Genomic DNA, 23,219 nt, shown 5'->3' on the forward strand with positions numbered 1-23,219 from the left:
GGCTTCGCCGCCCACGCGTCCAGCCAGCGGGTGCTTGACCGCGAAGCGTCAAGAAACCAGGAGTAACTGCACGCTCAGCCGCGACGCATCCGTGCGCTGAACGCGTGGGCGGGAGACCCGCCCACCCTACGATCCCTCGCGGATACGTCGGGGCGTGCGAGGAGCCATACAACATCATTGCGTGGCTCCCTCACGCTGCTGGCGACGCGGACGTTCGCCCTGCGCGCCCTGCCCGCCCTGGCGCCCACCTGCACCCTGCGGGCGGTCGCCCGGCAAGGTCACCTTGGCGCCATCCTTGAGGCGGTCGGCGCCTTCGGTAATCACCTGCTCGCCTGCTTTCAAGCCCGTCGCCACCTGCACCTTGTCGCCAGTGGCCTGCCCGCGCGTCACCTGGCGCAGCGCCACCGTCTTCTCCTGCGGATTGAGCACGTACACGAAATCGCCGTTGGCCCCATGGCGCAGCGCGTTGACCGGCACCACGACGGCATCCTCGATCGTGCGCACCTGCAGGCGCAGGTTGACGAACTGGCTCGGGAACAGCTTGTTGTCGGTGTTCTCGAAACGGGCCTTGGCGCGCACGGTGCCGGTCTGGACGTCGACCTGGTTGTCGAGCGCGGCGAAGCGGCCGCTGGCGAGCGCGGTGCTGCGGGTGCGGTCGAGCGCGGTGGCGGCCAGCTTGGCGTTCTCGGCGATGCGGCCCTGCAGTTCCGGCACATGGTCTTGCGGCACGGCGAATTCGACGTCGATCGGCGAGAACTGGGTGATCACTGCGATGCCGTTGGCGTCGCCGCTGCCGACCAGGTTGCCGATGTCGACCGTGCGCAGGCCGACGCGCCCGCCGATCGGCGCCTTGACCTGGGTGTAGCTCAGGTTCAGGCGCGCCAGGTTCTCGGCCGCGGTATCGGTCTTCACCGTCGCTTCCAGCTGCTTGACCAGGGCCGCCTGGGTATCGACTTCCTGGCGCGCGATCGAGTCCTGTTCCAGCAGGGTGCGGTAGCGCGACAGGGTCAGGCGCGCGCTTTCCAGCTGGGCTTCGTCGCGCTGGCGCTGGCCGGTCGCCTGCAGCAGCGCGATCTCGGACGAGCGCGGATCGATCGTCGCCAGCACCTGGCCGGCGCGCACGATCTGCCCTTCGGTGAAGTTGATCTTTTGCAGCACGCCCGATACTTGCGGGCGCACGGTGGCAATCGCCGCCGGCGTCACCGTGCCCAGGGCTTCGAGCGTGACCGGGATGTCGACCTGCTCGGCCGTCGCCACGCCGACCGTGGTGGCCGGTGCGCCGCGCCGTCCGCCGCCCGGACCGCCCCCGCCGGGGCCGCCGCCACCCGCGCCAGGGCCGGCCCCGGCGCCGCCGCGTGCGCCCGCACCCGCGGCGCCCGGACCCGCTCCGGCGCCACCCGCGCCCTGCGGCGTGCGATGCGTCAGGTGCCAGGCCAGCGCCGCCAGCGCCACCATGGCGAGCACGGCAATCACGCTGCCGATCAGCTTGCCGCGCTTCTTGCGGCGCAGGTCGGTCTTCGGGGTCTTGTTCGGGGTAACGGTGGAATCCATGCTCATCCTTGATGTTCGGCGTGCTTGCTGACAAAAGCGCAATGTAATCAGCTTGGAATGTAGCACGCCACGCGGGATGAATATGTTTCGTAACGTACATAGTACCCGCGCCAGATTGGCGGCAAGCGGACGTCTCCGGGACAGGTCTTTACACGGCTTTACGCCATAGGGCGACGTAAGGCGCAAATACACGAAAAACGGGCGCCGGATGTGTCCGGCGCCCGTTTTTCGGCATTGCGCAATTTGTAACAGCGGATACAAATCCGCTACATGGCTTTACCTCGTCAAGCTATGGCAGCTCGCAGAGGCAGTGGGTAACCGCCGCAAACGGCTTTTTGCCGTCCGCCAGTTCCGACAACCAGCCCAGGTCTTTCGCCACGCCGGCCACGGCGGCGTTCGGGATCGCATCGGGCAGCATGCCGAGTTTCACCTGGATGGTCATGGCCTGCGCCGCCGACACGCCGATCGCCGACAGCAAGCGCTCGAAGGTCGAACCCGGACGCTCGACATAGGCGACGCGGAAGTCGTCACCGAGTTTCGCGCGCTTCGCTGCCGAGCGCAGCGCGTCGCCATAGCTGCCCAGGCGGTCGACCAGGCCGCGTTCCTTGGCCTGGGCGCCGGTCCAGACCCGGCCCTGGCCGACTTCGTCGATCTTCGCCGGGGTCGTCTTGCGCGCCGCCGCCGCGCGCGTGGTGAACTCGCGGTAGACGTTGTTGATGCTGGACTGGACCAGCTGGCCGAAGCGCGGATCGAGCGGGCGCAGCGGGTTGTAGGCGTCGGCCAGCCAGGTGGTGGTCACGCCGGCCGTGCGCACGCCCAGCTTGTCGGCCACCTTGTCGGCGGTCGGCAGGATGGCGAACACGCCGATCGAGCCGGTGATGGTGGACGGGTCGGCGATGACTTCGTCGGCCGCCATCGAGATCCAGTAGCCGCCCGAGGCGGCGACGTTGCCCATCGATACCACGACCGGCTTGCCGGCCGCACGCGTCAGTTCCAGTTCGCGCCGGATCAGTTCCGAGGCGTAGGCGCTGCCGCCGGGCGAATCGACGCGCAGCACCAGCGCCTTGACGGCATCGTCCTCGCGCGCGCGGCGGATCATGTTGGCGGTGGAGACGCCGCCGACCACGCCGGGGCCGCCCTGCCCGTCGACGATCTCGCCGGAAGCGACGACCACGCCGACCGCGTCGCCAAAGGCTTTTTGTGGATTGCGCGCGAGGTAGTCGCCGAACGACACCTGGCGGAAGGTTTTGATCGATTCCTCGTACACACCGCGCTTGATCATCAGCGCGCGCACTTCGTCGCGGGTCTTGATGCCGTCGACGAATTTCAGGTTGAGCGCCACCTGCGCGGCGCTGCCGCCGGCCGCTTCCATCAGCTGCGGCAGCTGGTCGACGCTCTTTGCCACGGCGCCGGGCGCCAGCTTGCGGTTCTTCTCGATGCTGGCCGTGTAGCCCTGCCACAGCGCGCCATACAGGTAGGTGTCGGCCTCGATCGAGGCCTGCGACGGGCCATTGCTGATGAAGGGCTCGGCGGCGCTCTTGAATGTACCGACTTTCATCAGGTTGACCGTGACGCCCACCTTGTCGAGCGCATCGCGATAGTAATTGCGGTGCCTGCCGAAGCCCTGGATCATCACCATGCCCATCGGGTGCACATAGACTTCGCTGGCGTGCGAGGCCAGCAGGTAGCGCTTCTGGTCGAAGTTGCCGCCCCAGGCGACGACCGGCTTGCCGGCCGCCTTGACGCGGTCGATCGCGGCGCCGACCTCGTGCAGCATGGCCAGGCCGCCGCCATCGAGTTCGTCGAGCATCAGCAGTACGCTGCCGATGTGCTTGTCCTTGGCGGCGGCGTCGAGCACGACCAGCAGGTCGCGCAACTCGATCATGCGGCGCGTTTCGCCACCGACGTTCGACAGCAAGGCATCGCGCAGGTCGCCGCTGTGCTGCTCGACCAGGTCGCCGCGAAGTTCCAGCACCAGCGCGGTTTTCGACACCAGCGGCTTGGCGCCGCCGCCGAAGATCGCCACCAGCAGCGCGATCACGATGACCAGGAACAGGGCGTTCAGCACGAAGCGGCGGGTGGCGTCCAGGCCGCGCCAGAACATGCCGATACCGCGGCGCAGGGAAGTCAAAGGCTTGAAGGACATCGGAACTCCAATGAGGGGAAGATCAAACGGTCACGGCGAGTTTGCCCGCCGCTTCCTTGTGCGAAATCGCAAACAGGCCGGCGAATACGAGTATGCCATTGAGCATCAGCAGTTCAAGTCCCAGCCGATAGCTGCCAAGCAAATATTGCTGATTGAACTCAAGAACCGCGCAAAGAAGCGGCGCGCCGATCGTCACGAAGGGCACGAGGCGGTCGGTCAGGGTGCGCCTGGTCAGCATGCCGAAGGCGAACAGGCCAAGCAGCGGTCCATAGGTGTAGGCGGCCAGCTTCAGGATCACCACGATCATGCTCGGTTCGTCGATCCATTTAAAACCCAGCACCAGCACCAGGAACAGCAGCGCAAAGCCCAGGTGCACATGGCGGCGCAGGCGTTCCTGGCCAGCCTGGTCGAGGTCGGGGCGGCGCTTGATGCCGAGAATGTCGATGCAGAAGGTGGAGGTGAGCGCGGTGATGGCGCCGTCGGCGCTGGGGAACAGGGCCGACACCAGCGCGATCAGGAAGATGATCTGCACCGCGGCCGGCAGGTGGCCCATGACCACGGCCGGAAAGATCTTGTCGCCGGTGGCGGTGACGCCGGCCAGCGGCGCGTACAGGTACAGCAGGCCGCCCAGGAACAGGAATGACGACAGCACCACTACCAGCACCGCGGTCAGGCTCAGCAAGTTTTTTTGCGAGTCGGCCAGGGTTTTCACCGAGATCGTCTTTTGCATCATTTCCTGGTCCATGCCCGTCATCGTCAGCACGATGAAGATGCCGGCGACGAACTGCTTCCAGAAGAAGTTGGGACTGTCGAAGTCCCAGGTGAAGATGCGCGCCAGGTCCTGCGTCTGCATCGCGTTCAGGCTCTCGGGCACCGACATGCCCAGTTCGTTCAGCAGGAACCAGACGCAGGCGAACAGGCCGAACAGCATGCAGGTGGTTTGCAAGGTATCGGTCCAGACGATGGTCTTCACGCCGCCCTGGTAGGTGTACATCAGGATCATGGCCAGGATCACGAGGGTGGTGGCCCAGAACGGGATGCCGAGGCTGTCGAGGATGATGGCCTGGAGAATATTAACGACCAGGTACAGCCGCGCGGTCGAACCGAGCAGGCGCGAGATGATGAAGAAGCCGGCGCCGCTCTGGTAGGCGCGCCGCCCGAGGCGCACGTCGAGGTAGTGGTAGATAGAGGTCAGTTTCAGGCGGTAGTACAGCGGCAGCAGGATATAGGCCACGGCGATGTAGCCGAACACGTAGCCGATCAGGATCTGGCCATAGCCGAAGGCATCCTTGCCGACGGCGCCGGGCACGCTAATAAAAGTAGCGCCCGAGAGCGTGGTGCCGACCATGCCGAAGGCGACCAGCATCCAGTTGCTGCTCTTGTTACCGATGAAGAAGCTGTCGTTGTTGGCGTTGCGGGAAGTGGCCCAGGCCACGCCCAGCAGGAGCGCGAAATAGCCGATGAGGATGCAGAAGAGGAGAACCGGGGACATGTGTTTTTTGTTGGGTGGTGATGGTGCGCCCAGCAATATACACCCAGATGCCAGCGTGAGCCATCGGCGGTCGTACCATTGCGCATCCCATCGTGCGCAATATGGGGAACGCCGGTGCCGCGAATGGGATCAACGGCGCAAATGTGCGAATGATGAAACCGCGTGGGCACAAGTGCCCACCCTACAAAATCGTCAAGCCTCCTCGCCTTCCACTCGCTCGAACGGTCCGATGCACGCCTCCATCGTCTCGTCGCTGCACATCAGGAACAGCGCGCCCGAGGGATGGAAGCGCAGGAAGTTGGTCGCCTTGGTGCCGACCTTGATGATCTCGCCGGAACAGTCCTGCTTGCCGTTGTCCTTGACGATGCGGTCCTCGAGCTTGTAGAAGCCGTTCTTGCTGGGCTGGTCGGGGATGCGGTATTCGCTTTCGGAGATTTCTTCCTTGCTCGTCACCAGGGTGGTGCCGTCGCCGCGGAAGCGGTAGGTTTCGACGCAGTGGAGTTCGGGCAGCGCCAGGCGCCAGATGCCGAGGATGGGGTGGTTCGTCGCAGGCGCCGGCGGAGCGGCCTGGACGATGGGTGTGAGGACGACGAGGGACAGCAGCAGCTTGGACAGCGCACGCATGACAGCTCCTTTCACCACGGTTGTGATTCATCGGTTAGACCGCCGGCGCCGCACCCGGTTGCGGGTGCCGGTCGGCCCGGCCCGCCAGGGCCGGTATGCTGCTCAGTGCGTGCCCTCAGTGCTGCCCTTACTTGACTATTGCCCTGCCTTCGGCTTGGCCGGACGGCGGCTGCGTGCGGCCGGCTTGCGTGCTGGGCCGGCCGCCGGCCGGTTCGACGCGCCGCGGCCGCCTTTGGCGCGCGCATTACCGCGTTCGCCTGCGGCGACGTTGCCGTTGACGTCGTCGGGCAAGACATACTCGTTCTCGTCATCCTGCGCCAGTGCCGCCACCGGTGCCGCGACCTCGGCCACCGGCACCTCAGCGGGCGCCGGCTCAGCGGGCGCCGCCTCGGCTTCGGCCTGCGGCAGCCCGGGTGCGAGCGCGAGCGGCGCGGCTTCGGTCGCCGCCGCTTCCGGCGCGCCCTTCTTCGCCGCCGGCTTGCGCGGCGCGCGGCGGCGTTCCTTCTTGGCCGGCGCCGCCGCTTCCGGCACTTCCGCCGCTTCTGCCGGCGCAGGCGCGGCTTCCAGCACGGCCGGTTCGACCGCGGCCACCACTTCTTCCAGCGCAGCAGGCATCGGCCAGCGGTCGCCGGCCTCGTCCGCGGCCTGCTCGGCGGGCAGTGTCACCTCGACTGCTTCGGCTGCCTCGTCCGGCGTCACCGCCACGAACGGCGTGTCGCCGCGCGTGTTCTTGCGGCCACGTCCGCCGCGCGTGCGGCCCTTGCCCTTGCCCTCTTCCTTCGGCTCGGCTGCGGCCGGCGCTTCGTCGGTATCGGCGATCACGCTCGTCTGCGCGCCATCGAGGATGGCCTCGGCGGCGCTTGCCCCCTCGGCCGGCGCCGCAGCATTCACGCCGCTGCTGCGGTAGACGTAGGTGCCGGACTTTTCGTCGCGGCCGAACTCGAACAGGCCGCGGACCTGCGCTTCTTCGAGCAGGTTGCCGAAGGTGCGGAAGCCGTAATACACCTCGGAGAATTCGGGACGGCGGCGTTTCAGCGTGTCTTTCAGCAGCGAAGCCCAGATCTTGCCGGTGTCGCCGCGCTCGGAGACCAGCGCGTCGAAGGTCTCGACCACCATCTCCAGCGCCTGCGTCTTGCGCGCTTCGAGTTCTTCCTTGCGGCGGTCGTCGCCGGGGCGCTTGTTCTGCGGCGCCGACTTGCGCGCTTCCTGCACTTCCTTGCGCTTGGCGGCGGCGCGCGTCACTTCGCGCACCAGGTCGTCGTAGAAGATGAATTCGTCGCAGTTCGCCACCAGCAGGTCGGAGGTCGACTGCTTGACGCCCACGCCAATGACTTGCTTGTTATTCTCGCGCAGCTTGGAGACCAGCGGCGAAAAGTCGGAGTCGCCGCTGATGATCACGAAGGTGTTGACGTGCGACTTGGTGTAGCACAGGTCGAGCGCGTCGACGACGAGGCGGATGTCGGCCGAATTCTTGCCCGACTGGCGCACGTGCGGGATTTCGATCAGTTCGAAGTTCGCTTCGTGCATCGTCGATTTGAAACCCTTGTAGCGCTCCCAGTCGCAATACGCCTTCTTGACGACGATGCTGCCCTTGAGCAGCAGGCGTTCGAGCACCGGCTTGATGTCGAATTTTTCGTAATTCGCGTCGCGCACGCCCAGTGCGACGTTTTCGAAGTCGCAGAACACCGCCATGCTGATGTTTTCGGATGAAGCCATAGTTTTTTATTTTCTGATGAGGAGACAGGTACCTGCCGGATTATACGCACAACCACTCGTGCGCCACGCGCAGGTGCGGTCGAGCCTGGCGATAGGGCTCCGCGGCTACAGCCGCGCCAGCGTGGCGGCGTCGGGAATGCCGTCGAAAAACTGGTCGAGGCAGGTCTGGAACACGGCTTCGTCGGGGGCGACGTCGCTGAACAGGGTCATCGAGGAATGGAACTTGCGGTCGTCGGGCGCATCGAAAATGGCGCCGATCTCCATGTCCCGGTGCAGCGATACCAGGCGCGCGCACTCGCGCAGGCGCGGCCCCAGCACCGGATGGGCAAGGTAGGCGGCGGCTTCGTCGCCGTCCGCGATCGCATAGGTGCGCGCCATCTCGCTCTGGCCGAGGCCGGCGATTTGCGGGAACACAAACCACATCCAGTGCGTGCGCTTGCGGCCCGTGCGCAGCTCGGCCAGGACGTCGGAATACACGGGGTCCTGGGCGTTGACGAAACGGTCGAGGTCGAAATCCTTGTCCATGGCAGTTCCCCTTTCGCTTCATGCTACATCGTTCGACAGATTTGCTAAAGTGGCGCTACGATGAAACCCGAACACCTGCAACTGCTGCTGACCCGCGACATGCCTTACGGGAAGTACGAAGGCCGGAAAATTGCCGACCTGCCCGGTCACTATCTCGGCTGGTTCGCACGCGAAGGCTTTCCGCGCGGCGAACTGGGCGAGTTGCTGGCCCTGATGTACGAGCTCGACCATAACGATTTGCGCGGCTTGCTCGACCCGCTGCGGCGCAGCCGGTCAGCCCGGTAAGTAAGTCTGTCTTGTAGTTGATTCAAGCAACGAGTGGACGGGGTGCGCCCTGCCCTTTGGCCATCATCGGCCCACGCCACCGACATGGACAGCGCATGCAAGCAGATCCCGCCCCTAGTGTTCTCGTTGTCGAGGACGACGACCATATTTCGCAGGTCCTGCGCTTCATGCTCGAACGCCAGGGTTACCAGGTCGTGCACATGGCCGACGGGCGCGCCGCCGTGCAGCACGTCGCGCAGGCGCCCCCGCCGGGACTGGTCCTGCTCGACGTGATGCTGCCGTATGTCGACGGCTTCGAAATCCTGCAGCGGATCCGCGCGACGCCAGCCTGGCGCGAGGTGCCGGTCCTGATGCTGACCGCGAAAAGCAGCGAGCACGACGCCGTGCGCGCACTCGACGCCGGCGCCAACGACTTCGTCACCAAGCCGTTCCAGCCGCAGGAATTGCTGGCGCGCGTGCGCCGCTACCTGCGCCCTGGTGGGTAAGCTGGCCGGCTCCGCCCCGCCCACGCGTTCAACGGACGCCCGCTGCGACGCGCGGCTGATCGAACGCTGCTTGAACGCGTGGGCGGCGCACAGGCAGCCGATGATCATCGTCCACGGTAGAGCTGACCACCCTACTCATGTTGGCGCGAGCGGCAGGTCGACCCGGAACACGGTGCCGGCACCCGGCCGTGTCTCGAAGCTGATCTGGCCGCCGTGCTCCTCGACCAGGCTGCGTGCGATCGACAGGCCCAGGCCGGTACCGCCCTTCTGGCGCGTATCGGCGCCGTCGGCCTGGGCGAAGCGCTGGAACACGCGCGCCTGGAAGGCTTCCGGGATGCCGCTGCCCTGGTCGCGCACCGACAGGCGCGCGCCGCCGGCGTGCGCGCACAGCGCCAGCGTCACCGTGGCGCCGCGCGGCGAGAACTTGATCGCGTTCGACAGCAGGTTGGTCAGCACCTGCACCAGGCGGTCGTGGTCGATCGCGGCGCTCAAGCCGCGCGCGCCTTCCGCGCAGTCGAGCAGCAGGCGCACGCCCATCGGCGCCGCGTAGGCCTGCATGCCCGCCAGCGCATGCTCGGCCACCGGCAGCAGCGGCTGCGGATGGCGCGCGAACGCCATGCTGCCGGCTTCGATCTTCTGCAGGTCGAGCACGTCGTTCACCAGGCGCACCAGGCGCTCGCAGCTGGCATGCGCGATCTCGACCAGGCCGGCAACGTCGGGCGGCAGTTCGCCGGCGATGCCGTCGGCCAGCATCGACAGCGAGGCGTAGATCGCGGTCAGCGGCGTGCGCAATTCGTGCGAGACGGTGGCGACGAACTCGCTCTTGAGCTGGTCGACTTTCCTGCGCTCGGAGATATCGTGCAGGAACACGGCAAAGAAGTTGCCGTCCGCACCGGTGACCAGGCCGGCCGTCATCTCGATCGGAAATTCGACGCCGTGGCGGCTGATGACCAGCCGTTCCATGCGCCGCTCCAGGATCGGACTGTGGCCGGTGCTGCGCACCAGGTCGATCGCCTTCCAGGTGCTGGGGCGGAAGCGCTCGGGCACGATCAGTTCCGGCATCGGCCAGCCCAGCACCTCCGCGCGCTTCCAGCCGAACATGCGCTCGGCGGCGCTGTTCCAGTCGGTGACCAGCCCGCGCATGTCGACGCCGACAAAAGCATCCTGGGCCGCCTCGACGATGGCGCCGATGCGCTGTTCGCTGGCCTGCACCGCCGCCAGGGCGCGTTCGAGTTCGTGCGTGCGCGCCTCGACCCGGGCCTCGAGCGTCGCATTCGCGCCTTTCAGTTCGTGGCGGCGATGGCGCAGGTCGGTGATCAGGGCGTTCAGTGTCGCCGACAGGGTTTCGACTTCGACATAGCTGCCGGCGCCCGAGGCCAGCTGCAGGTTTTCGCCGCCGCGAATGCGTTCCGCCTCCTGCACCAGCCGTCCCAGCGGACGCGTGATGTAGCGCGCCAGGATCACGCCGACCAGCGAAAACACCAGCGCCAGGCCGATGCCGCTCCACAGCGCGCGCCGGCGCAGGGCTTCGGCCGGCGCGAATGCCTCGTGCTCCGCCTGGCGCACCAGCACGGTCCAGCCCAGGCCCGGATAATCGCCGAAACCGCGGCTGCGGCTGAAACCGACCAGGTAGGCAGTGCCGTCGGGCCAACGCTCGACCAGGTGGCCGGCATCCTGGCGCTGCGCCGCGCGCAGGCTGGGCAGGTCGAGTTTGGTGCCCTGCAGGCCGGCCGGGCCGAGCAGCACGTTGCCGTCCTCGCCGACGATCAGGGCGTCGACCTGGCCGCGCGTGGCCAGCGGCGCGATCACCGAGCGCTCGACCGCGCGCGCCCACTGCCACGACAGGTGCGCGCCCAGCACGCCCAGGGTCTTGCCGTCGGCATCCTTCCACGGGAAGGCGACGTCGACGAAGCGGCGCGGCTCGCCCTCCTGCTGCGGCAGCAGTTTCGCCAGCAGCACGGCCTCGTGCACGTCGCCGACGTTGATGCCCTTGAGCGCATTGCGGAACCACGGCCGCTGCGACACGTCCGCGCCCTCGAGCAGGCCGCGCCCGGCCACCTGCACGCGACCGTCGAGGCCGGCCATGCCGATCCAGTCGTAATAGCCGTAGGATTGCTGGATGCTGTCGAGCGCGGCGCGGCGCTCCTCCATACCGCCGCGGCCGGGGGCCAGGTCGCGCCGCTGCGCCAGCAATTTGACCTCGCGGTAACGCTCGTACATGCCGCGGTCGAGCTTGTCGGTGGTTTGCAGGGCCAGTTCGCGCAGGCCCTGGCCGATGCTCTCTTTCACCTGGCGGGTGGCGGCGACGTCGGCCACTTCGACCAGCAGCACGGTCAGGAACAGCGACAGCAGGGAAAAGGCCAGCGCCAGCCAGGTGCCGAGGCCGCGCCGGGCCGGGCGGCGGGAAGTGTGCTCGAGGGGGCCAGGCTGTGCTGCGGAAAGCGGTTTCGGGGAACGGTCCATGGGCATCGGATGATTTCTTATGCCGCAAGAGTACCATGCAGCCATGCCGCGACGCCCAGGGCCGGCGCCGCGCGCACGGCCGTGGCCGATTTCTCTTATACTTACCGGTTACTCCAACCGCACCAGAGCACAGCATGTCCAATAACGCCACGCCCGCCGCCCCCCTGCTCGACTACGTCACGTCCTGCGCGTTGCCCACGCCCTGGGCCCAGTTCACGCTGCATGCCTTCGTCGAACACTCGACTGGGAAAGAGCACCTGGTGATGGCGCTCGGCGACATCGGCGACGGCGAGCCGGTGCTGGCGCGCGTGCACTCGGAATGCCTGACCGGCGACGTGCTGTTCTCGCAGCGCTGCGACTGCGGCGCCCAGCTCGAGGGCGCCCTGAAACGCATCGCCGCCGAAGGGCGCGGCGCCCTGCTCTACCTGCGCCAGGAAGGCCGCGGCATCGGCCTGGTGAACAAGATCCGCGCCTACCGCCTGCAGGAAGCCGGCGCCGACACGGTCGAGGCGAACCTGCAGCTGGGCTTCCATGCCGACGCGCGCAACTACGAGCTGTGCCTGCCTATGCTGGAACAGTTTGGCATCAGGCAGGTCAAGCTGATGACCAACAACCCGCGCAAGATCGACGCCTTGACGCGCCTCGGCATCGAGGTGGTCGAGCGGGTGCCGCTGCTGGTCAACCGCAACGCCTTCAACAACAGCTACCTGAACACCAAACAGGCCAAGCTCGGCCACATGATGGCGCCACCAGCCGAGCTGGTGCCTGAAGATGGTGAACTGTAACGTTCTGCAGACAACAAACTAGCGTGGCAAGATGGCAGACAACGACTGCTATCGATGCAGGGGCGCCACTCCTGCATGTGCCCGCATGAAATTTATCGCCAGCCTGCTGCTGTCTTGCTGCTTCGGTGCGGCCCACGCGGCTCATGCCGCCGCTCCTGCCAGCGCGGCGCGCGGCCAGTTGCCCGCCGGGCCGGCCGCCAAGGAGCTGCCTGCGCCGCCGCTGGCGGTTCCACCGGCAACGCCGCCCGGCACCACGCCGCCGGCGCCCGGCCCCGGCGAACTCGACACCACGACCACGCTGCCGCCGCCCTCCTCGGCCGCGCAGCAGCTATACTCAGCGGCGCAGGCCGACCTGCTGCAAATCCGCATGTTGCTGCGTAACGGGCGCACCCAGTCGACCGTCGGTTCGGGCTTTTTGGTCGGAACCAGCAACCTGGTGCTGACCAATTACCACGTGGTCTCGCAGATGGCGCTCGACCCGGAGGTGTACGCCGGCGAGTACGTCGACACCGACGGCCAGCGCGGGCCGGTCGAACTGCTGGCGGTGGACGTGCTGCACGACCTGGCGGTGCTGCGCGTGAACCGCAACGGCAGCGGCTTTTTCAGCGTGCCCGACAAAGCGGTGAAGCTGACCCAGGGCCAGTACCTGTACTCGCTCGGCAATCCGCTCGACCTCGGCTTCGCCATTTCCGAAGGCGCCTACAACGGCGTGGTCAGCCGCAGCTTCTACGACCAGCTGATCTTCAGCGGCCCGATCAATTCGGGCATGAGCGGCGGGCCCAGCGTCACCTCGAGCGGCACCGTCGCCGGGATCAACGTCTCCAAACGGCGCGACGGCGAGGCGGTCAGCTTCCTGGTGCCGGTGAAATACGCGCAGCAACTGCTGCGCCAGGTGGCCGGCCAGCGCACGGTGCCGAAGGATTTCAACCCGCTCATCGCCGAGCAATTGCTGGCGCACCAGCGCGCGATGGTCGGGCGCCTGCTCGACACGCCGTTCTCGATCAAGAACATGGGACCCTACCTGGTGCCGGTGCGCGAATCCGGCCAGGTACGCTGCTGGGGCCGCTCGAACGTCATGGCCGAAGCCTCGTTCAGTTCGGACACGCTCAGTTGCGCGATGGAGTCGGCGATCTACGTGTCGGACAACCAGCAGACCGGGCAAGTATCGATGACCCACCAGTACCTGCGCACGGCGAACCTGCATCCGCTGCGCTTCGCCGCCCTGGCCAGCAGCCAGTTCGGCCTCGACCGGCTCGGCAACACGCGCGACGCGCGCCTGACCGGGCCGCTGTGCAGCGAGCGCTTCGTGCATTCGAACACGCTGCCGCTGCGCGCCGTCACCTGCGTGCGCGCCTACCGCAAGTTCCCGGGCCTGTACAACTTCACCCTGCTCACGGCCAGCACCGACAATCCGCAGGCCAGCCTGCAGAGCCGCCTCGACGTGGCCGGCGTCTCGTACGAGAACGGCATGCGGGTGGCGCGCGCGTTCCTGTACGCGCTCGGGCGGACCGGCAAATTATGACGGGACCCTGGTTCATCGAAACCCTCGCACGCAACGGCGACGTGCTGCACCGGCACCGGGTCGAGCGCCTGCCGATCCACATCGGGCGCGGCTACGACAACGATTACATCCTCGACGACGCCTATGCCGCCCCACGCCACGCGCGCGTCGAGGAGGATGCGGACGGGACACTGCTGCTGACCGACCTCGGCACCCGCAATGGGGTGGTACACGCGGGCAAGCGCAGCGAACGGCTGCCGCTGACGGGCAATACGGTGGTCCGGCTCGGACACACCACCTTGCGCATCCGCGCCGCCGATTTCCCGGTGCCGGCCGAACTGGTCGACCGCACCATGCACGGCTGGGAAGGCGCCCTGCCGGGGTTTGCCGGCGCGCTGCTGGTGTCGCTCGTGGCGCTGTTTACGATGTGGCTGGCCGATACCCAGGCCTTCCGGCCATTCCGCTACCTGCTGGCGCTGGCCTATGGGCTCGGCGCGGGCCTGGTCTGGAGCGGCCTGTGGGCCTTCGGCAACCGCCTGTTCGGGCGCCACGCGCGCCTGGGGCGGCACCTGTTCATCTTCGGCTGCGGCATCGTCGCGCTGATGCTGTTCAGGCTGAGCTCGTCGGCCGTGGGCTATGCGTATTCGATCGAAGTGTTTACCCGCTACGGGTCGCACGTGGCGATCCTGCTGGTGGCGGGCATGGTGTATTTCCACCTGACGACCGTCAAACCCGAGCCGCGCAAGCGCTACGCGGTGGTCTGCGCGGCGCTGGCAGTGCTGGGCTCGGGCCTGGTCCTGATCAGCAACGAGCAGCGCAACGGCCGCCTGGCCGATGAACTCTACATGTCGGTGCTGCTGCCGCCCGACATGCGCGCGACGGCGGACGACAGCGTGGACGACTTCCTGGCGGACGTCGCGGCCATGAAGCAAGAGCTCGACCGCGAGCGCCAGGATGAAGACGGCTAGGCACCGGCCGAGGGAGCGAGAACGAGCCGGCCGGACGCGTTCTTGATCCTCCCCAGTGCCCCTGTTGTCTTAGGCGCCGTGCGCGCCCTTGCCTGCCTGCGCGCTGGAACCGTCCGGCCGCTGCGAACCGATGCCCTGGCTCGAACCGGGATTGCCGCTTTGCAGGCTGGCGCCGGCGCCGCCATTGCCCTGGGCACGGTCATGGCCGTTGCCGGTCGTGAACGGATCGACGAAGCGCTGCAGCGTGTCCTGGCCCTGGCGCAGGCCGCGCTGGGTTTCCTCGGAGGCGGTGCGGGCCACGTCGTCGGCCAGCTGGCGTGCGGTTTGCGTGGTTTTCTGCACGTGCTGTTCGGTCACGCGGGCCAGCTCGACCTGGGCGTCGGCCGCCAGGCGCGAGATGTGCTGCTGGTAGGCGCGCAGCTTTTCGGTGGCGGGCTGGGCGCGCGATGCGGCGGCGCTGAGCACTTCGGTCTGGCGGTCGGCCGTCAGGATCTGCTGGCTCGCCAGGGTCGTTTCCTCGAGCATGGTCTGCACCAGCTGGATGTTCAGGTTGGACATCTGCTGGAAGGACTGGAACAGCGACTTGGACATGTCGTTCATGAAGGCGGTCTGCGCGTCCAGATGGGTGCGCACTGCAGGAGTTACCGATTGGGAAAATGGATACATGCTTGCCTCATTCATGGGTGATGGTTTGTAGGAATATTCGAATTGTGCGGCGCACGACCCGCAGGCCCGCACCGACGTTCCGTCCGGAAACGCCATGGGTTGGAAATGCCGTGGCCTGTCTGAACGAAGGCTCAAGGCTAAGGCAGCGAGAGGTCGACTGTTTGCGCTAAATCAAATGTGCGCCGCAACAGAAAGAGGGTCTGCAGGCGCGAGAATATGGACTGGGGGAAGGATCACGGCCCCGTGATCGAAGGATACGGGGCCGCTGCGCAGGCGCGAATGCCATGCGCATCCGGCGCGTTTAGCCGGTGTGACGCTCGACCCAGCCGGCAAAGGTGTCGACGAAGGTCTGCAGGAAGGAACGCAGCGAGGCATCGGTCAGCTCGTCGCCATTGAACTTGTCGGCGATGCCGCCGAGATAGGCTTCCGGCGCCGGCATGGCGGGCATGTTCAGGAAAGGCAGCATCTGGCGCAAGTGGTGGTTGGCGCCGAAACCGCCGAGCGCACCCGGCGACTGGCTGACGATCGCGCACGGCTTGCCGGTCCAGGCCGCCTTGCCGTAGGGGCGCGAACCGACGTCGATCGCGTTCTTCAGCGCGCCCGGCACCGAACGGTTGTACTCGGGCGTGACGAACAGGATGCCGTCGGCGGCGCGGATGCGCTCGCGGAAGGCGGTGAATGCCGCCGGTGGATTGTCGGTGTCGATGTCCTGGTCGTACATCGGCAGGTCGCGGATCTCGACGATCTCCATCTCGAGCTTGCCCGCCGCCAGCTGGCTCATCACCTTGGCAAGCTTGCCGCTGTACGAATCCTTGCGCAGGCTGCCCACCACGATTGCGATTTTTTTCGATGCCATGCTTTCCCTCTTTCTTCGTTTGCAAAATCCCGATGGTAATCATTTCGTCGATCGCCCCGCGCGCGCCTTCAAATGCGGCCGCGCCGGAATGCGGCCAGGAACTTGCGCGCCTGCGCCGCGCTCAGCACCTGCACCGGGTCGCCATGCCAGGCGTACAGAAAGGGCTCGCCGCCGAGACGGTCGGTCAGCTTGGCGTTGAGCAGGAAACGGGTCCCGGCCGGAAATTGCTCCGGGTTGCGCAATGCCTGCGCGCACTGCACCCGCATCGACGGCGCAAAGGCTTGCCCTGGCATCGGACAAATCCGCAGGCGGCCGCTACGGCCATCCGGCACCGAATGCACGGCCACTTCGCGGTAGGCCCAGCTGTCGCGCGCCATCGTCAAGCCTTTGCCAGCGGCGCGCCGGCGCGCACCACGGGCGCCTCGCGGATCGGCAGGTTGACCAGCGCCGCGGCGAGGGCCAGCGCAATGTCGGCGTACCACATCCAGGTGAAGTCGCCGAAGCGCACGAAGGCCAGGCCGCCCAGCCAGGCGCCAAAGAAGCCGCCGATCTGGTGCGACAGCAGCGTCAGGCCGAACAGCGTGGCCAGGTAGCGCATGCCGAACAGTTTGCCGACCAGGCCGGCGGTGGGCGGCACCGTGGCCAGCCAGGTGAAGCCGAGCGCGGCGGCGAGGATGTAGAAGGTCATGGCCGTCTTTGGCGCGACGAGATACAGGGCGATGATCAGCGCACGGCTGAAGTACATCAGCGCCAGCAGGTTTTTCATGCGATAGCGTGTCGACAGCGCGCCGGCGCTCAGGCTGCCGGCGATATTGAACAGGCCGATCAGGCCGAGCGCCGTGCCCGCCACGCCGACCGGCAGGCCGCACAGCGCCACCTCCCCCGGCAGGTGGGTCACGAGAAAGGCGATATGGAAACCGCAGGTGAAAAAGCCCGCGTGCAGGCACAGGTAGCTGCGGTCGCGCATGGCTTGCTTGAGCTGCTGGGTCAGGCCGATGCCGGCGAGCGGCGCCGCGGCGGGTGCCAAGGCGGCGGCAGCCCCGGCCGCGGCCACGGTCGGCTGCGCGGCCTTGCGCCCACGCACCAGCCAGGCCAGCGGAATCGTCAGCAGGGTCGTGGCCGCCATCGTGAACATGGCGATGATCCAGCCGGGACCGGCGATCAGGAACTGCATCAGCGGCGAAAAAACGAACTGGCCGAAAGAGCCGCCGGCGTTGATGAAACCCGAGGCGAACGGCCGCCGCGCCGCAGGCAGGCGCTGGGCGGTGGCGCCGATCAGGATCGAAAAGCTGCCGGCGCCGGCGCCCGCGGCCGAGAGCAGGCCCATGGTCATCAGGATGCCCCATTCCGAACTGACGAAGGGCGTGGCGGCCAGGCCGCCGGCCAGCAGCAGTGCGCCAAGCACGATTACGCGCGCCGGGCCGTACTTGTCGGCAATAGCGCCGAACACCGGCTGCGAAGCGCCCCACATGAACTGGCCGACGGCCAGGGCAAAGCTGATCGTCGCCACGCCCAGGCCGGTGGCGGTATTCAGGGGCGAGAGGAACAGGCCGGTGGTCAGGCGCGCGCCCATGGTGATCATCAGGATCGCGCTGGCGGCAAGGATCAGGAGCCAGGCGGCGCGTGGCGACATCTCGTTGTGGGTGCTCATCATCATCCCGTTATTTTTTACCGCAATGCAGGCGCATGCGGAACTGGAATGAGAGTTTAACAACGAACCGCGCGCCTTGCTGGCGCCCTGCCGTTTATTGCAAGGCCGCTGCGGGAGGGCGAACTGCTGACATCGAACAAACATCTGCGCGGATATCAGCCGGGTTATTCCAGTCCAACGATACGTACCGGCCCAGCCGGAGCGCTGCCCCGAACCATTTCGGCAGCTTCACCAACCACAAGAGAATGGCACCGGAATGCACGAGCAGACAACAAAAGCGGCTGCGGCCCGCAGGTCGCAGGCACGCGGCGGCAGCGTCGGACCACAACGCCTGCCGCTGCGCACGCCCACTGACACCGCTGCAAAACGCGGAGAGGATGACCACATGGAACTCAGAATCGCGAAGCTGGAAAGTTTTGGCGACGAATGCCGCAGGGACATGCGGTCCGTCGATGTGCGGCTGGCAAAAATCGAGACGATTGCCGAGGCGCTTTCCCGGAATGCGGCGACCAGGGCCGACGTCTCGCAGCTCGAAGCGACGCTGATCAAATGGTTCCTCGGCACGGCGGTCGCGATTGCCAGCGCGGCGTTCGGGTTTGCGCGGCTGCTGCAGTAAGCGGCAGGCTGCGCTGCCGCCCTAGTCCGCGGACAGCTTCATCAGCACCAGGCCGCAGACGATCAGCACGGCGGCGAGGATGCGCGTCGCGTTGACCTGTTCGCCCAGCACGGCGATGCCGACAATGAAGGCGCCGATGGCACCGATGCCGGTCCACACCGTATAGGCGGTACCGAGGGGAATAGAACGCATCGAAATCGACAGCAGGGCGAAACTCGCGATCATCATGACGATGGTGACGACCGACGGCAGCAGTCGCGTGAAGCCCTCCGACTGCTTCATCGAATACGCCCACACGACTTCGAGTACTCCAGCGACAACCAACATGATCCAGGCCATAACGGCTCTCCTTCAAAGAGCCGGGCCGTCCCGGACAGATGATTCCCACAATGGGGGGAGGTCGTCCTCCCTGTGCGCCGCTGGCAGAACCGCCATGGCTGCGTTGCACGCTCTCGCCGTACTCGCGTACTGTCTTCGAGCGTGCGCCTTGCCCTGACGGCCCTGCCAGCGGCGCACGTATATGCGTTAAGCGCCGGTCCTGATCAGCATGGCCACGGCTTCCGCCGCCATGCCCTCTTCCCGCCCTAGGTAGCCGAGCTTTTCGTTGGTCTTGGCCTTGACGTTCACCTGCTGCGGCGACACGCCCAGGTCTTCGGCGATGCGCGAGACCATTTGCGGGATGTGCGGCGCCATCTTCGGCTGCTGGGCGATGATGGTGGCGTCGATGTTGCCGATGGTGTAGCCGGTGGCGACCACGCGGGTGGCCGCTTCGCGCAGTAGCGTGCGCGAATCGGCGCCGGCGAACATCGGGTCGGTGTCGGGGAAATGCTTGCCGATGTCGCCCAGCGCGGCGGCGCCGAACAGCGCGTCGATGATGGCGTGCAGCAGCACGTCGGCGTCCGAATGGCCGAACAGGCCCAGGCGGTGCGGGATGGTCACGCCACCGACGATCAGCTTGCGCCCTTCGACCAGGCGGTGGCAGTCATAGCCGGTGCCGATGCGAAACGGTGGAGTCGGGTTATAGGATGCGAGTGCCATGATGTGCTTACAGTAATTCGGGTTGGGCCGTGGCCAGGTACATTTCGGCGATACGCACGTCCGACGGCAGCGTCACCTTCATGTTGCGCGGATGGCCCTCGACCAGTTTCGGCGACAGGCCCAGCGCTTCCACGGCCGAGGCGTCGTCGGTGACCTGTTTCGGGTCGCGCGCCGCGTCGCTGGCAAACGCCAGGGCCTCGCGCAGCAGTTTATACCGGAACATCTGCGGCGTCTGCGCCAGCCACAATCCTTCGCGCGAGACGGTACCGAGCTCGCCGGCGATGCTGCGCTTGACGGTGTCGACCACCGGCAATGCCAGCAGGCCGCCGACCGGATGTTCGCCGGTGCTGGTGATCAGTTTTTCGATCAGCGCTTCGTCGAGGCCGGGCCGGGCGGCGTCGTGCACCAGCACCCAGTCGTCCTCGCGCAGGGTCGGGGCCAGCGCCGCCAGGCCGTTGCGCACGGACTCCATGCGGGTGTCGCCGCCGCAGCGCAGCACGGTCACGCCGTGGCTCGGCACGATGCTGTCGATGACGGGGTCGTCGGCACTGACCACGACATAGGTATGCGCGATCAGTTCGCTGAACAGGAAGGCGTCGATGGCGTGGCGCAGCATCGGCTTGCCGCCAATTTTCAGGTATTGCTTGGGGCCGCTTGCGGCCATGCGTGCCCCGACGCCGGCGGCGGGGATCAATGCGAAATAACGTGGTGCCTGGGAATTCATGTGGTTCGTTGTCTTTTTGCCGGTCTGATAAGAGACTGTACCTCACCTGCGCAAACTTTGCCGAGACGTGCGTACTCCAGCGGTGTATCAATAGCCGCCTGTAAACGCTCGACTTTCGCCATTTCGCCTTTAATAAAAGGCATCCAGCCGCTGTTGATTTCGCGCTGTAACAAATTGCGCGCCTGGCCCGCCGGGGCGTACAGCGGCTTGCCCTCGAAGCGGCGCGCCAGCGCTTCGCTGACGACCTTTTCGGCGCGCGGCAGGAAATCCAGGTAGATGTTCAGGTGGCGCATCTCGTGCGCCAGGATCTCGCGGTAGGCGCAGGTGCCCGGGGCAAACTCGCGCCCGACGTAGACGACGATCGGCAGGTAGAACAGGTTCACCTCCAGCCGCGGCGCGATACACTCGTAGCCCGTGGCCGGGTCGCTCAGCATGCGGCCCTCCACCTTGACCGCGACGCGCGACTCGGTGCGCGTCAGCCCCAGCACGTAGCTGCCGGGGGCGCGGTCGCCTTTCATGCTGGAAAGCCCGTGGAAAGAATAACTATTGTCGACGCGGTGACCATTCTGCTTCGACGACATCACCGACACGCTTTGACCGATGGTGTCCTCGCAGCGCGCCTGGAAAGCCGTACGCGCGCTGGCCGGCGCCAGCACGCACAACAGCAACAGGGCCACCGGCAACTTCATCGCTCAGGTCGGCGACCAGTTTCCGTTCACGATCTTTTCCAGCCAGAAGGCGCCGATGATCGTCTTCACGTCGGTCACCTGCCCCGCCTTGACCATGTCGAGCAGTTCGGGAACGGTGGCGGTAAAGGTCTCCAGGAATTCGCCTTCGTCGAGCCTGGCTTCGCCGGCGGTGAGGCCGCGTGCCAAGAACAATTCCAGGTGCTCGTCGGAATAGGCGATGGCGTTGTGGATGGTGCAGACGAAGCGCCAGTCGGTGGCCGTATAGCCGGTTTCCTCTTCGAGCTCGCGTTTGGCGCAGGCCAGGTGTTCCTCTCCGAGGTCGATTTTACCGGCCGGGAATTCGACGAAGACCTGGTCGTTCGGGTAGCGGAACTGGCGTTCGAGCAGCACGCGGCCATCCTCGAACAGCGGCAGGATCACCACCGCGCCCGGATGACGGATGTATTCGCGGTGCGAGATTTTGCCGTCAGGCAGTTGAATGCGGTCGCGCGAGACTTTGAGGAACTTGCCGTCGTAGGCAATCTCGCCGTCGAGGCGGATTTCCTTCAGGTGCGAATCCATTGGACTCCTGGGTAAAGCGTTGATCGGACAATCAGCGGCGTTTACGGAGGTACCTGAAGATAAACCCTGGAAACGCCAGCACGAGGAACAGGCAGCCGGTCACCGCATAGAATTCCCAGCCCTGGGAAAACACGTTGCCGATGCGGGATTCCAGCAAGTAAGCGATAGCGCCGACGAGGAAGTATAGAACAAGGAGCTCGAGCAGGCGCGCGAAGAACGACTTCGTGCGCGCCTGCCCGGTGTGCGCGGGTTTCAAGGAGATGAAACCGAACACGCGCTCGTTCGCAAACGGAAGGTTGGCTGCCGCCAGGGCGAGCAGCACGACGATCCAGCCTGCGAACGAGACATCCATCAACTAGCGCTTCAGGACTTGAGGGTCAGCTGGATCGCCTGCAGGCAGGCGCCCAGCAGTGCGCCCGGGATCAGGCCGAGTACCACCACCGCCACGCCGTTCAGCGACAGCGCCACGCGCATGTCGGTTGGCGTCACGATCGGGCTGGTGTCGACGGCGTCGTCGAACCACATCGTCTTGACCACGCGCAGGTAGTAGAACGCGCCGATCAGCGAGAACATGACGGCGACCACGGCCAGCCAGACGGCGCCGGTGTTGGCGACGGCTTGCAGCACTGCCCACTTGGCCATGAAGCCCATCATCGGCGGCACGCCGGCCAGCGAGAACATCAGGACCGTCATGACGACCGCGAACCACGGGCTGCGACGACCCAGGCCCTTGAAGTCGGCGATCTGCTCGGCCTCGAAGCCCGAACGCGCCAGCATCATGATGATGCCGAAGCTGCCCAGCGTGGTCAGGACGTAGGTAATCGACGAATACATCGCGGCGCTGTATGCAGCCGGCATGTTGCTCGCGTCGCCGCCGACGACACCGGCCATCATGCCCAGCAGCACGAAGCCCATCTGTGCAATGGTCGAGTAGGCCAGCATGCGCTTCAGGTTGGTCTGGGCGATCGCGGTCAGGTTACCGATCGCCAGCGACAGCACGGCCAGCACCAGCAGCATCTGCTGCCAGTCGAAGGCCAGGGTCGGCAGCGCTTCCACCAGCAGGCGCATCACCATGGCAAAGGACGCCAGCTTCGGTGCGCCGCCCAGCAGCAGCGTCACAGCCGTTGGCGAACCCTGGTAGACGTCCGGCGCCCACATGTGGAACGGCACCGCGCCCAGCTTGAAGGCCATGCCGGCCACCAGGAACACCAGGCCGAACACGAGGATGGTCTGGTTGGCGCCGGTGGCGGCAACGCGGGCGATGTCCGGCAGGTTCAGCGAACCCGTGGCGCCGTAGATCATCGAGATACCGTAGAGCATGAAGCCCGAGGCCAGCGAACCGAGGATGAAGTATTTCATCGCCGCTTCGGTCGAGGTCGCGTGGTCGCGGCGCAGCGCCACCAGGGCGTACAGCGACAGCGACATCAGTTCCAGGCCCAGGTAGATCGACAGCGTGCTGTTACCCGAGATCATGATCATCTGGCCGAGCATCGTGAACAGCGCGAGCACGTAGAACTCGCCGCCCAGGTTACCCGACAGCATGCCGCGTTCGGTCACGTACTGGCGCGAATACACCAGCGTCAGGCCGACGGCCAGGTAGGTGAACAATTTCAGCAGGTTCGACATCGGGTCGGACACGTACATGCCGTTGAAGGTGTACACGGTCGCACCGGCGTTGAAGTCGGCGGCCGTGATCACCGCGCAGCCGACCAGGGTCAGCAGCGACAGGTAGTAGGTCACGTTACGGCGCGTGCCCTTCAGGTACATGTCGATCAGCAGGATCGCGGAAGCCGCGATCAGGAGGAAGATTTCGGCGTAGACCGGCACCAGGTTGGTGTCGACTGCCGCTAGCAATGTGTTATTCATGGCGTCTATTT

The 23,219-nt window shown here is 66.2% G+C and carries 24 protein-coding genes; 6 read left to right on the forward strand and 18 right to left on the reverse strand.

Annotated elements, in window-relative coordinates; all coding sequences use genetic code 11:
• Positions 1-174: 174 nt before the first annotated feature.
• From IFT60_RS20950 to IFT60_RS20975, 6 genes are all read right to left on the reverse strand, one after another.
• Positions 175-1,551 carry an efflux RND transporter periplasmic adaptor subunit gene (locus IFT60_RS20950; protein ID WP_192055299.1) on the reverse strand — a complete coding sequence of 459 codons (1,377 nt, stop codon included), beginning with the start codon at positions 1,549-1,551 and terminating at the stop codon, positions 175-177.
• 289 nt (positions 1,552-1,840) lie between these two features.
• Positions 1,841-3,697, reverse strand: coding sequence for a signal peptide peptidase SppA (gene sppA, locus IFT60_RS20955; RefSeq protein ID WP_192055302.1), 1,857 nt, complete (start codon positions 3,695-3,697; stop codon positions 1,841-1,843).
• A gap of 22 nt (positions 3,698-3,719) precedes the next feature.
• Entirely contained in the window at positions 3,720-5,189 is a 1,470-nt protein-coding gene (locus IFT60_RS20960; protein WP_192055304.1) for a sodium:solute symporter, read from the reverse strand.
• Between the two features lie 192 nt (positions 5,190-5,381).
• Positions 5,382-5,813, reverse strand: coding sequence for a hypothetical protein (locus tag IFT60_RS20965; RefSeq protein WP_192055306.1), 432 nt, complete (start codon positions 5,811-5,813; stop codon positions 5,382-5,384).
• Between the two features lie 135 nt (positions 5,814-5,948).
• A complete protein-coding gene (locus IFT60_RS20970; RefSeq protein WP_192055308.1) occupies positions 5,949-7,529 on the reverse strand; it encodes an NYN domain-containing protein in 1,581 nt (526 codons plus the stop codon).
• Between the two features lie 105 nt (positions 7,530-7,634).
• Positions 7,635-8,054, reverse strand: a complete 420-nt coding sequence (locus IFT60_RS20975) for a DUF1810 domain-containing protein (protein ID WP_192055310.1) — start codon at positions 8,052-8,054, stop codon at positions 7,635-7,637.
• 60 nt (positions 8,055-8,114) lie between these two features.
• On the opposite strand from IFT60_RS20975, the gene IFT60_RS20980 reads away from it, so the two are divergent.
• Together IFT60_RS20980 and IFT60_RS20985 are read left to right on the forward strand one after the other, a co-directional pair.
• Positions 8,115-8,339, forward strand: coding sequence for a DUF3820 family protein (locus IFT60_RS20980; RefSeq protein ID WP_192055312.1), 225 nt, complete (start codon positions 8,115-8,117; stop codon positions 8,337-8,339).
• A gap of 95 nt (positions 8,340-8,434) precedes the next feature.
• Positions 8,435-8,824: a response regulator transcription factor gene (locus tag IFT60_RS20985; protein ID WP_192055314.1), complete on the forward strand. Its 390-nt coding sequence runs from the start codon at positions 8,435-8,437 to the stop codon at positions 8,822-8,824.
• A gap of 135 nt (positions 8,825-8,959) precedes the next feature.
• On the opposite strand, the gene IFT60_RS20990 is transcribed toward IFT60_RS20985, so the two are convergent.
• Positions 8,960-11,287: an ATP-binding protein gene (locus tag IFT60_RS20990; protein ID WP_192055316.1), complete on the reverse strand. Its 2,328-nt coding sequence runs from the start codon at positions 11,285-11,287 to the stop codon at positions 8,960-8,962.
• Positions 11,288-11,421: 134 nt separating this feature from the next.
• Here IFT60_RS20990 and ribA point away from each other — a divergent pair, with 134 nt between their 5' ends.
• The 3 genes from ribA to IFT60_RS21005 all read left to right on the forward strand — a co-directional run bounded on the left by ribA (position 11,422) and on the right by IFT60_RS21005 (position 14,541).
• A complete protein-coding gene (ribA, locus tag IFT60_RS20995; RefSeq protein WP_192055318.1) occupies positions 11,422-12,072 on the forward strand; it encodes a GTP cyclohydrolase II in 651 nt (216 codons plus the stop codon).
• Positions 12,073-12,157: 85 nt separating this feature from the next.
• Complete coding sequence (locus tag IFT60_RS21000) at positions 12,158-13,594, forward strand: S1 family peptidase (protein ID WP_192055320.1); 1,437 nt, start codon at positions 12,158-12,160, stop codon at positions 13,592-13,594.
• Positions 13,591-14,541 carry an FHA domain-containing protein gene (locus IFT60_RS21005; RefSeq protein ID WP_192055323.1) on the forward strand — a complete coding sequence of 317 codons (951 nt, stop codon included), beginning with the start codon at positions 13,591-13,593 and terminating at the stop codon, positions 14,539-14,541. Before IFT60_RS21000 ends, IFT60_RS21005 begins: the two co-directional genes overlap by 4 nt.
• Before the next feature lie 69 nt (positions 14,542-14,610).
• Here the strand turns inward: IFT60_RS21005 and phaP are convergent, their stop codons facing one another.
• From phaP to IFT60_RS21025, 4 genes are all read right to left on the reverse strand, one after another.
• Positions 14,611-15,207 carry a phasin family protein gene (gene phaP, locus IFT60_RS21010; protein ID WP_192055325.1) on the reverse strand — a complete coding sequence of 199 codons (597 nt, stop codon included), beginning with the start codon at positions 15,205-15,207 and terminating at the stop codon, positions 14,611-14,613.
• 301 nt (positions 15,208-15,508) lie between these two features.
• Complete coding sequence (locus IFT60_RS21015) at positions 15,509-16,063, reverse strand: NADPH-dependent FMN reductase (protein ID WP_192055327.1); 555 nt, start codon at positions 16,061-16,063, stop codon at positions 15,509-15,511.
• Between the two features lie 68 nt (positions 16,064-16,131).
• Positions 16,132-16,440 (reverse strand): hypothetical protein, encoded by a 309-nt coding sequence (locus tag IFT60_RS21020; protein WP_192055328.1) that lies wholly within the window; start codon positions 16,438-16,440, stop codon positions 16,132-16,134.
• 2 nt (positions 16,441-16,442) lie between these two features.
• On the reverse strand, positions 16,443-17,717 hold the full coding sequence (locus IFT60_RS21025) for an MFS transporter (RefSeq protein ID WP_192055434.1): 1,275 nt from the start codon (positions 17,715-17,717) through the stop codon (positions 16,443-16,445).
• 253 nt (positions 17,718-17,970) lie between these two features.
• On the opposite strand from IFT60_RS21025, the gene IFT60_RS21030 reads away from it, so the two are divergent.
• Positions 17,971-18,330, forward strand: a complete 360-nt coding sequence (locus IFT60_RS21030; RefSeq protein WP_192055330.1) for a hypothetical protein — start codon at positions 17,971-17,973, stop codon at positions 18,328-18,330.
• A gap of 21 nt (positions 18,331-18,351) precedes the next feature.
• Here IFT60_RS21030 and IFT60_RS21035 read toward each other — a convergent pair whose 3' ends face one another.
• The 7 genes from IFT60_RS21035 to nuoN all read right to left on the reverse strand — a co-directional run bounded on the left by IFT60_RS21035 (position 18,352) and on the right by nuoN (position 23,208).
• Positions 18,352-18,669, reverse strand: a complete 318-nt coding sequence (locus IFT60_RS21035; protein WP_192055332.1) for a DMT family transporter — start codon at positions 18,667-18,669, stop codon at positions 18,352-18,354.
• Positions 18,670-18,855: 186 nt separating this feature from the next.
• Positions 18,856-19,368 (reverse strand): 2-C-methyl-D-erythritol 2,4-cyclodiphosphate synthase, encoded by a 513-nt coding sequence (ispF, locus tag IFT60_RS21040; RefSeq protein ID WP_192055334.1) that lies wholly within the window; start codon positions 19,366-19,368, stop codon positions 18,856-18,858.
• 7 nt (positions 19,369-19,375) lie between these two features.
• Entirely contained in the window at positions 19,376-20,092 is a 717-nt protein-coding gene (gene ispD / locus IFT60_RS21045) for a 2-C-methyl-D-erythritol 4-phosphate cytidylyltransferase (protein ID WP_192055336.1), read from the reverse strand.
• Positions 20,089-20,769, reverse strand: a complete 681-nt coding sequence (locus IFT60_RS21050; protein ID WP_374001235.1) for a hypothetical protein — start codon at positions 20,767-20,769, stop codon at positions 20,089-20,091. The genes ispD and IFT60_RS21050 overlap by 4 nt, the downstream gene beginning before the upstream one ends.
• Before the next feature lie 15 nt (positions 20,770-20,784).
• Positions 20,785-21,342 (reverse strand): NUDIX domain-containing protein, encoded by a 558-nt coding sequence (locus tag IFT60_RS21055; protein ID WP_192055341.1) that lies wholly within the window; start codon positions 21,340-21,342, stop codon positions 20,785-20,787.
• Between the two features lie 31 nt (positions 21,343-21,373).
• On the reverse strand, positions 21,374-21,694 hold the full coding sequence (locus IFT60_RS21060) for a DUF2818 family protein (RefSeq protein ID WP_192055343.1): 321 nt from the start codon (positions 21,692-21,694) through the stop codon (positions 21,374-21,376).
• 11 nt (positions 21,695-21,705) lie between these two features.
• On the reverse strand, positions 21,706-23,208 hold the full coding sequence (gene nuoN, locus IFT60_RS21065) for an NADH-quinone oxidoreductase subunit NuoN (RefSeq protein ID WP_192055345.1): 1,503 nt from the start codon (positions 23,206-23,208) through the stop codon (positions 21,706-21,708).
• Positions 23,209-23,219 lie beyond the last annotated feature (11 nt).

This window comes from Massilia sp. CFBP 13721 (assembly GCF_014842025.1).
Lineage (GTDB): Bacteria > Pseudomonadota > Gammaproteobacteria > Burkholderiales > Burkholderiaceae_D > Telluria.

Coding starts and splice junctions, on each gene's coding strand:
- IFT60_RS20950 (WP_192055299.1), bottom strand. CDS start 1,551: ATGGATTCCACCGTTACCCCGAACAAGACCCCGAAGACCGACCTGCGC.
- sppA (WP_192055302.1), bottom strand. CDS start 3,697: ATGTCCTTCAAGCCTTTGACTTCCCTGCGCCGCGGTATCGGCATGTTC.
- IFT60_RS20960 (WP_192055304.1), bottom strand. CDS start 5,189: ATGTCCCCGGTTCTCCTCTTCTGCATCCTCATCGGCTATTTCGCGCTC.
- IFT60_RS20965 (WP_192055306.1), bottom strand. CDS start 5,813: ATGCGTGCGCTGTCCAAGCTGCTGCTGTCCCTCGTCGTCCTCACACCC.
- IFT60_RS20970 (WP_192055308.1), bottom strand. CDS start 7,529: ATGGCTTCATCCGAAAACATCAGCATGGCGGTGTTCTGCGACTTCGAA.
- IFT60_RS20975 (WP_192055310.1), bottom strand. CDS start 8,054: ATGGACAAGGATTTCGACCTCGACCGTTTCGTCAACGCCCAGGACCCC.
- IFT60_RS20980 (WP_192055312.1), top strand. CDS start 8,115: ATGAAACCCGAACACCTGCAACTGCTGCTGACCCGCGACATGCCTTAC.
- IFT60_RS20985 (WP_192055314.1), top strand. CDS start 8,435: ATGCAAGCAGATCCCGCCCCTAGTGTTCTCGTTGTCGAGGACGACGAC.
- IFT60_RS20990 (WP_192055316.1), bottom strand. CDS start 11,287: ATGGACCGTTCCCCGAAACCGCTTTCCGCAGCACAGCCTGGCCCCCTC.
- ribA (WP_192055318.1), top strand. CDS start 11,422: ATGTCCAATAACGCCACGCCCGCCGCCCCCCTGCTCGACTACGTCACG.
- IFT60_RS21000 (WP_192055320.1), top strand. CDS start 12,158: ATGAAATTTATCGCCAGCCTGCTGCTGTCTTGCTGCTTCGGTGCGGCC.
- IFT60_RS21005 (WP_192055323.1), top strand. CDS start 13,591: ATGACGGGACCCTGGTTCATCGAAACCCTCGCACGCAACGGCGACGTG.
- phaP (WP_192055325.1), bottom strand. CDS start 15,207: ATGTATCCATTTTCCCAATCGGTAACTCCTGCAGTGCGCACCCATCTG.
- IFT60_RS21015 (WP_192055327.1), bottom strand. CDS start 16,063: ATGGCATCGAAAAAAATCGCAATCGTGGTGGGCAGCCTGCGCAAGGAT.
- IFT60_RS21020 (WP_192055328.1), bottom strand. CDS start 16,440: ATGGCGCGCGACAGCTGGGCCTACCGCGAAGTGGCCGTGCATTCGGTG.
- IFT60_RS21025 (WP_192055434.1), bottom strand. CDS start 17,717: ATGATGAGCACCCACAACGAGATGTCGCCACGCGCCGCCTGGCTCCTG.
- IFT60_RS21030 (WP_192055330.1), top strand. CDS start 17,971: ATGCACGAGCAGACAACAAAAGCGGCTGCGGCCCGCAGGTCGCAGGCA.
- IFT60_RS21035 (WP_192055332.1), bottom strand. CDS start 18,669: ATGGCCTGGATCATGTTGGTTGTCGCTGGAGTACTCGAAGTCGTGTGG.
- ispF (WP_192055334.1), bottom strand. CDS start 19,368: ATGGCACTCGCATCCTATAACCCGACTCCACCGTTTCGCATCGGCACC.
- ispD (WP_192055336.1), bottom strand. CDS start 20,092: ATGAATTCCCAGGCACCACGTTATTTCGCATTGATCCCCGCCGCCGGC.
- IFT60_RS21055 (WP_192055341.1), bottom strand. CDS start 21,342: ATGGATTCGCACCTGAAGGAAATCCGCCTCGACGGCGAGATTGCCTAC.
- IFT60_RS21060 (WP_192055343.1), bottom strand. CDS start 21,694: ATGGATGTCTCGTTCGCAGGCTGGATCGTCGTGCTGCTCGCCCTGGCG.
- nuoN (WP_192055345.1), bottom strand. CDS start 23,208: ATGAATAACACATTGCTAGCGGCAGTCGACACCAACCTGGTGCCGGTC.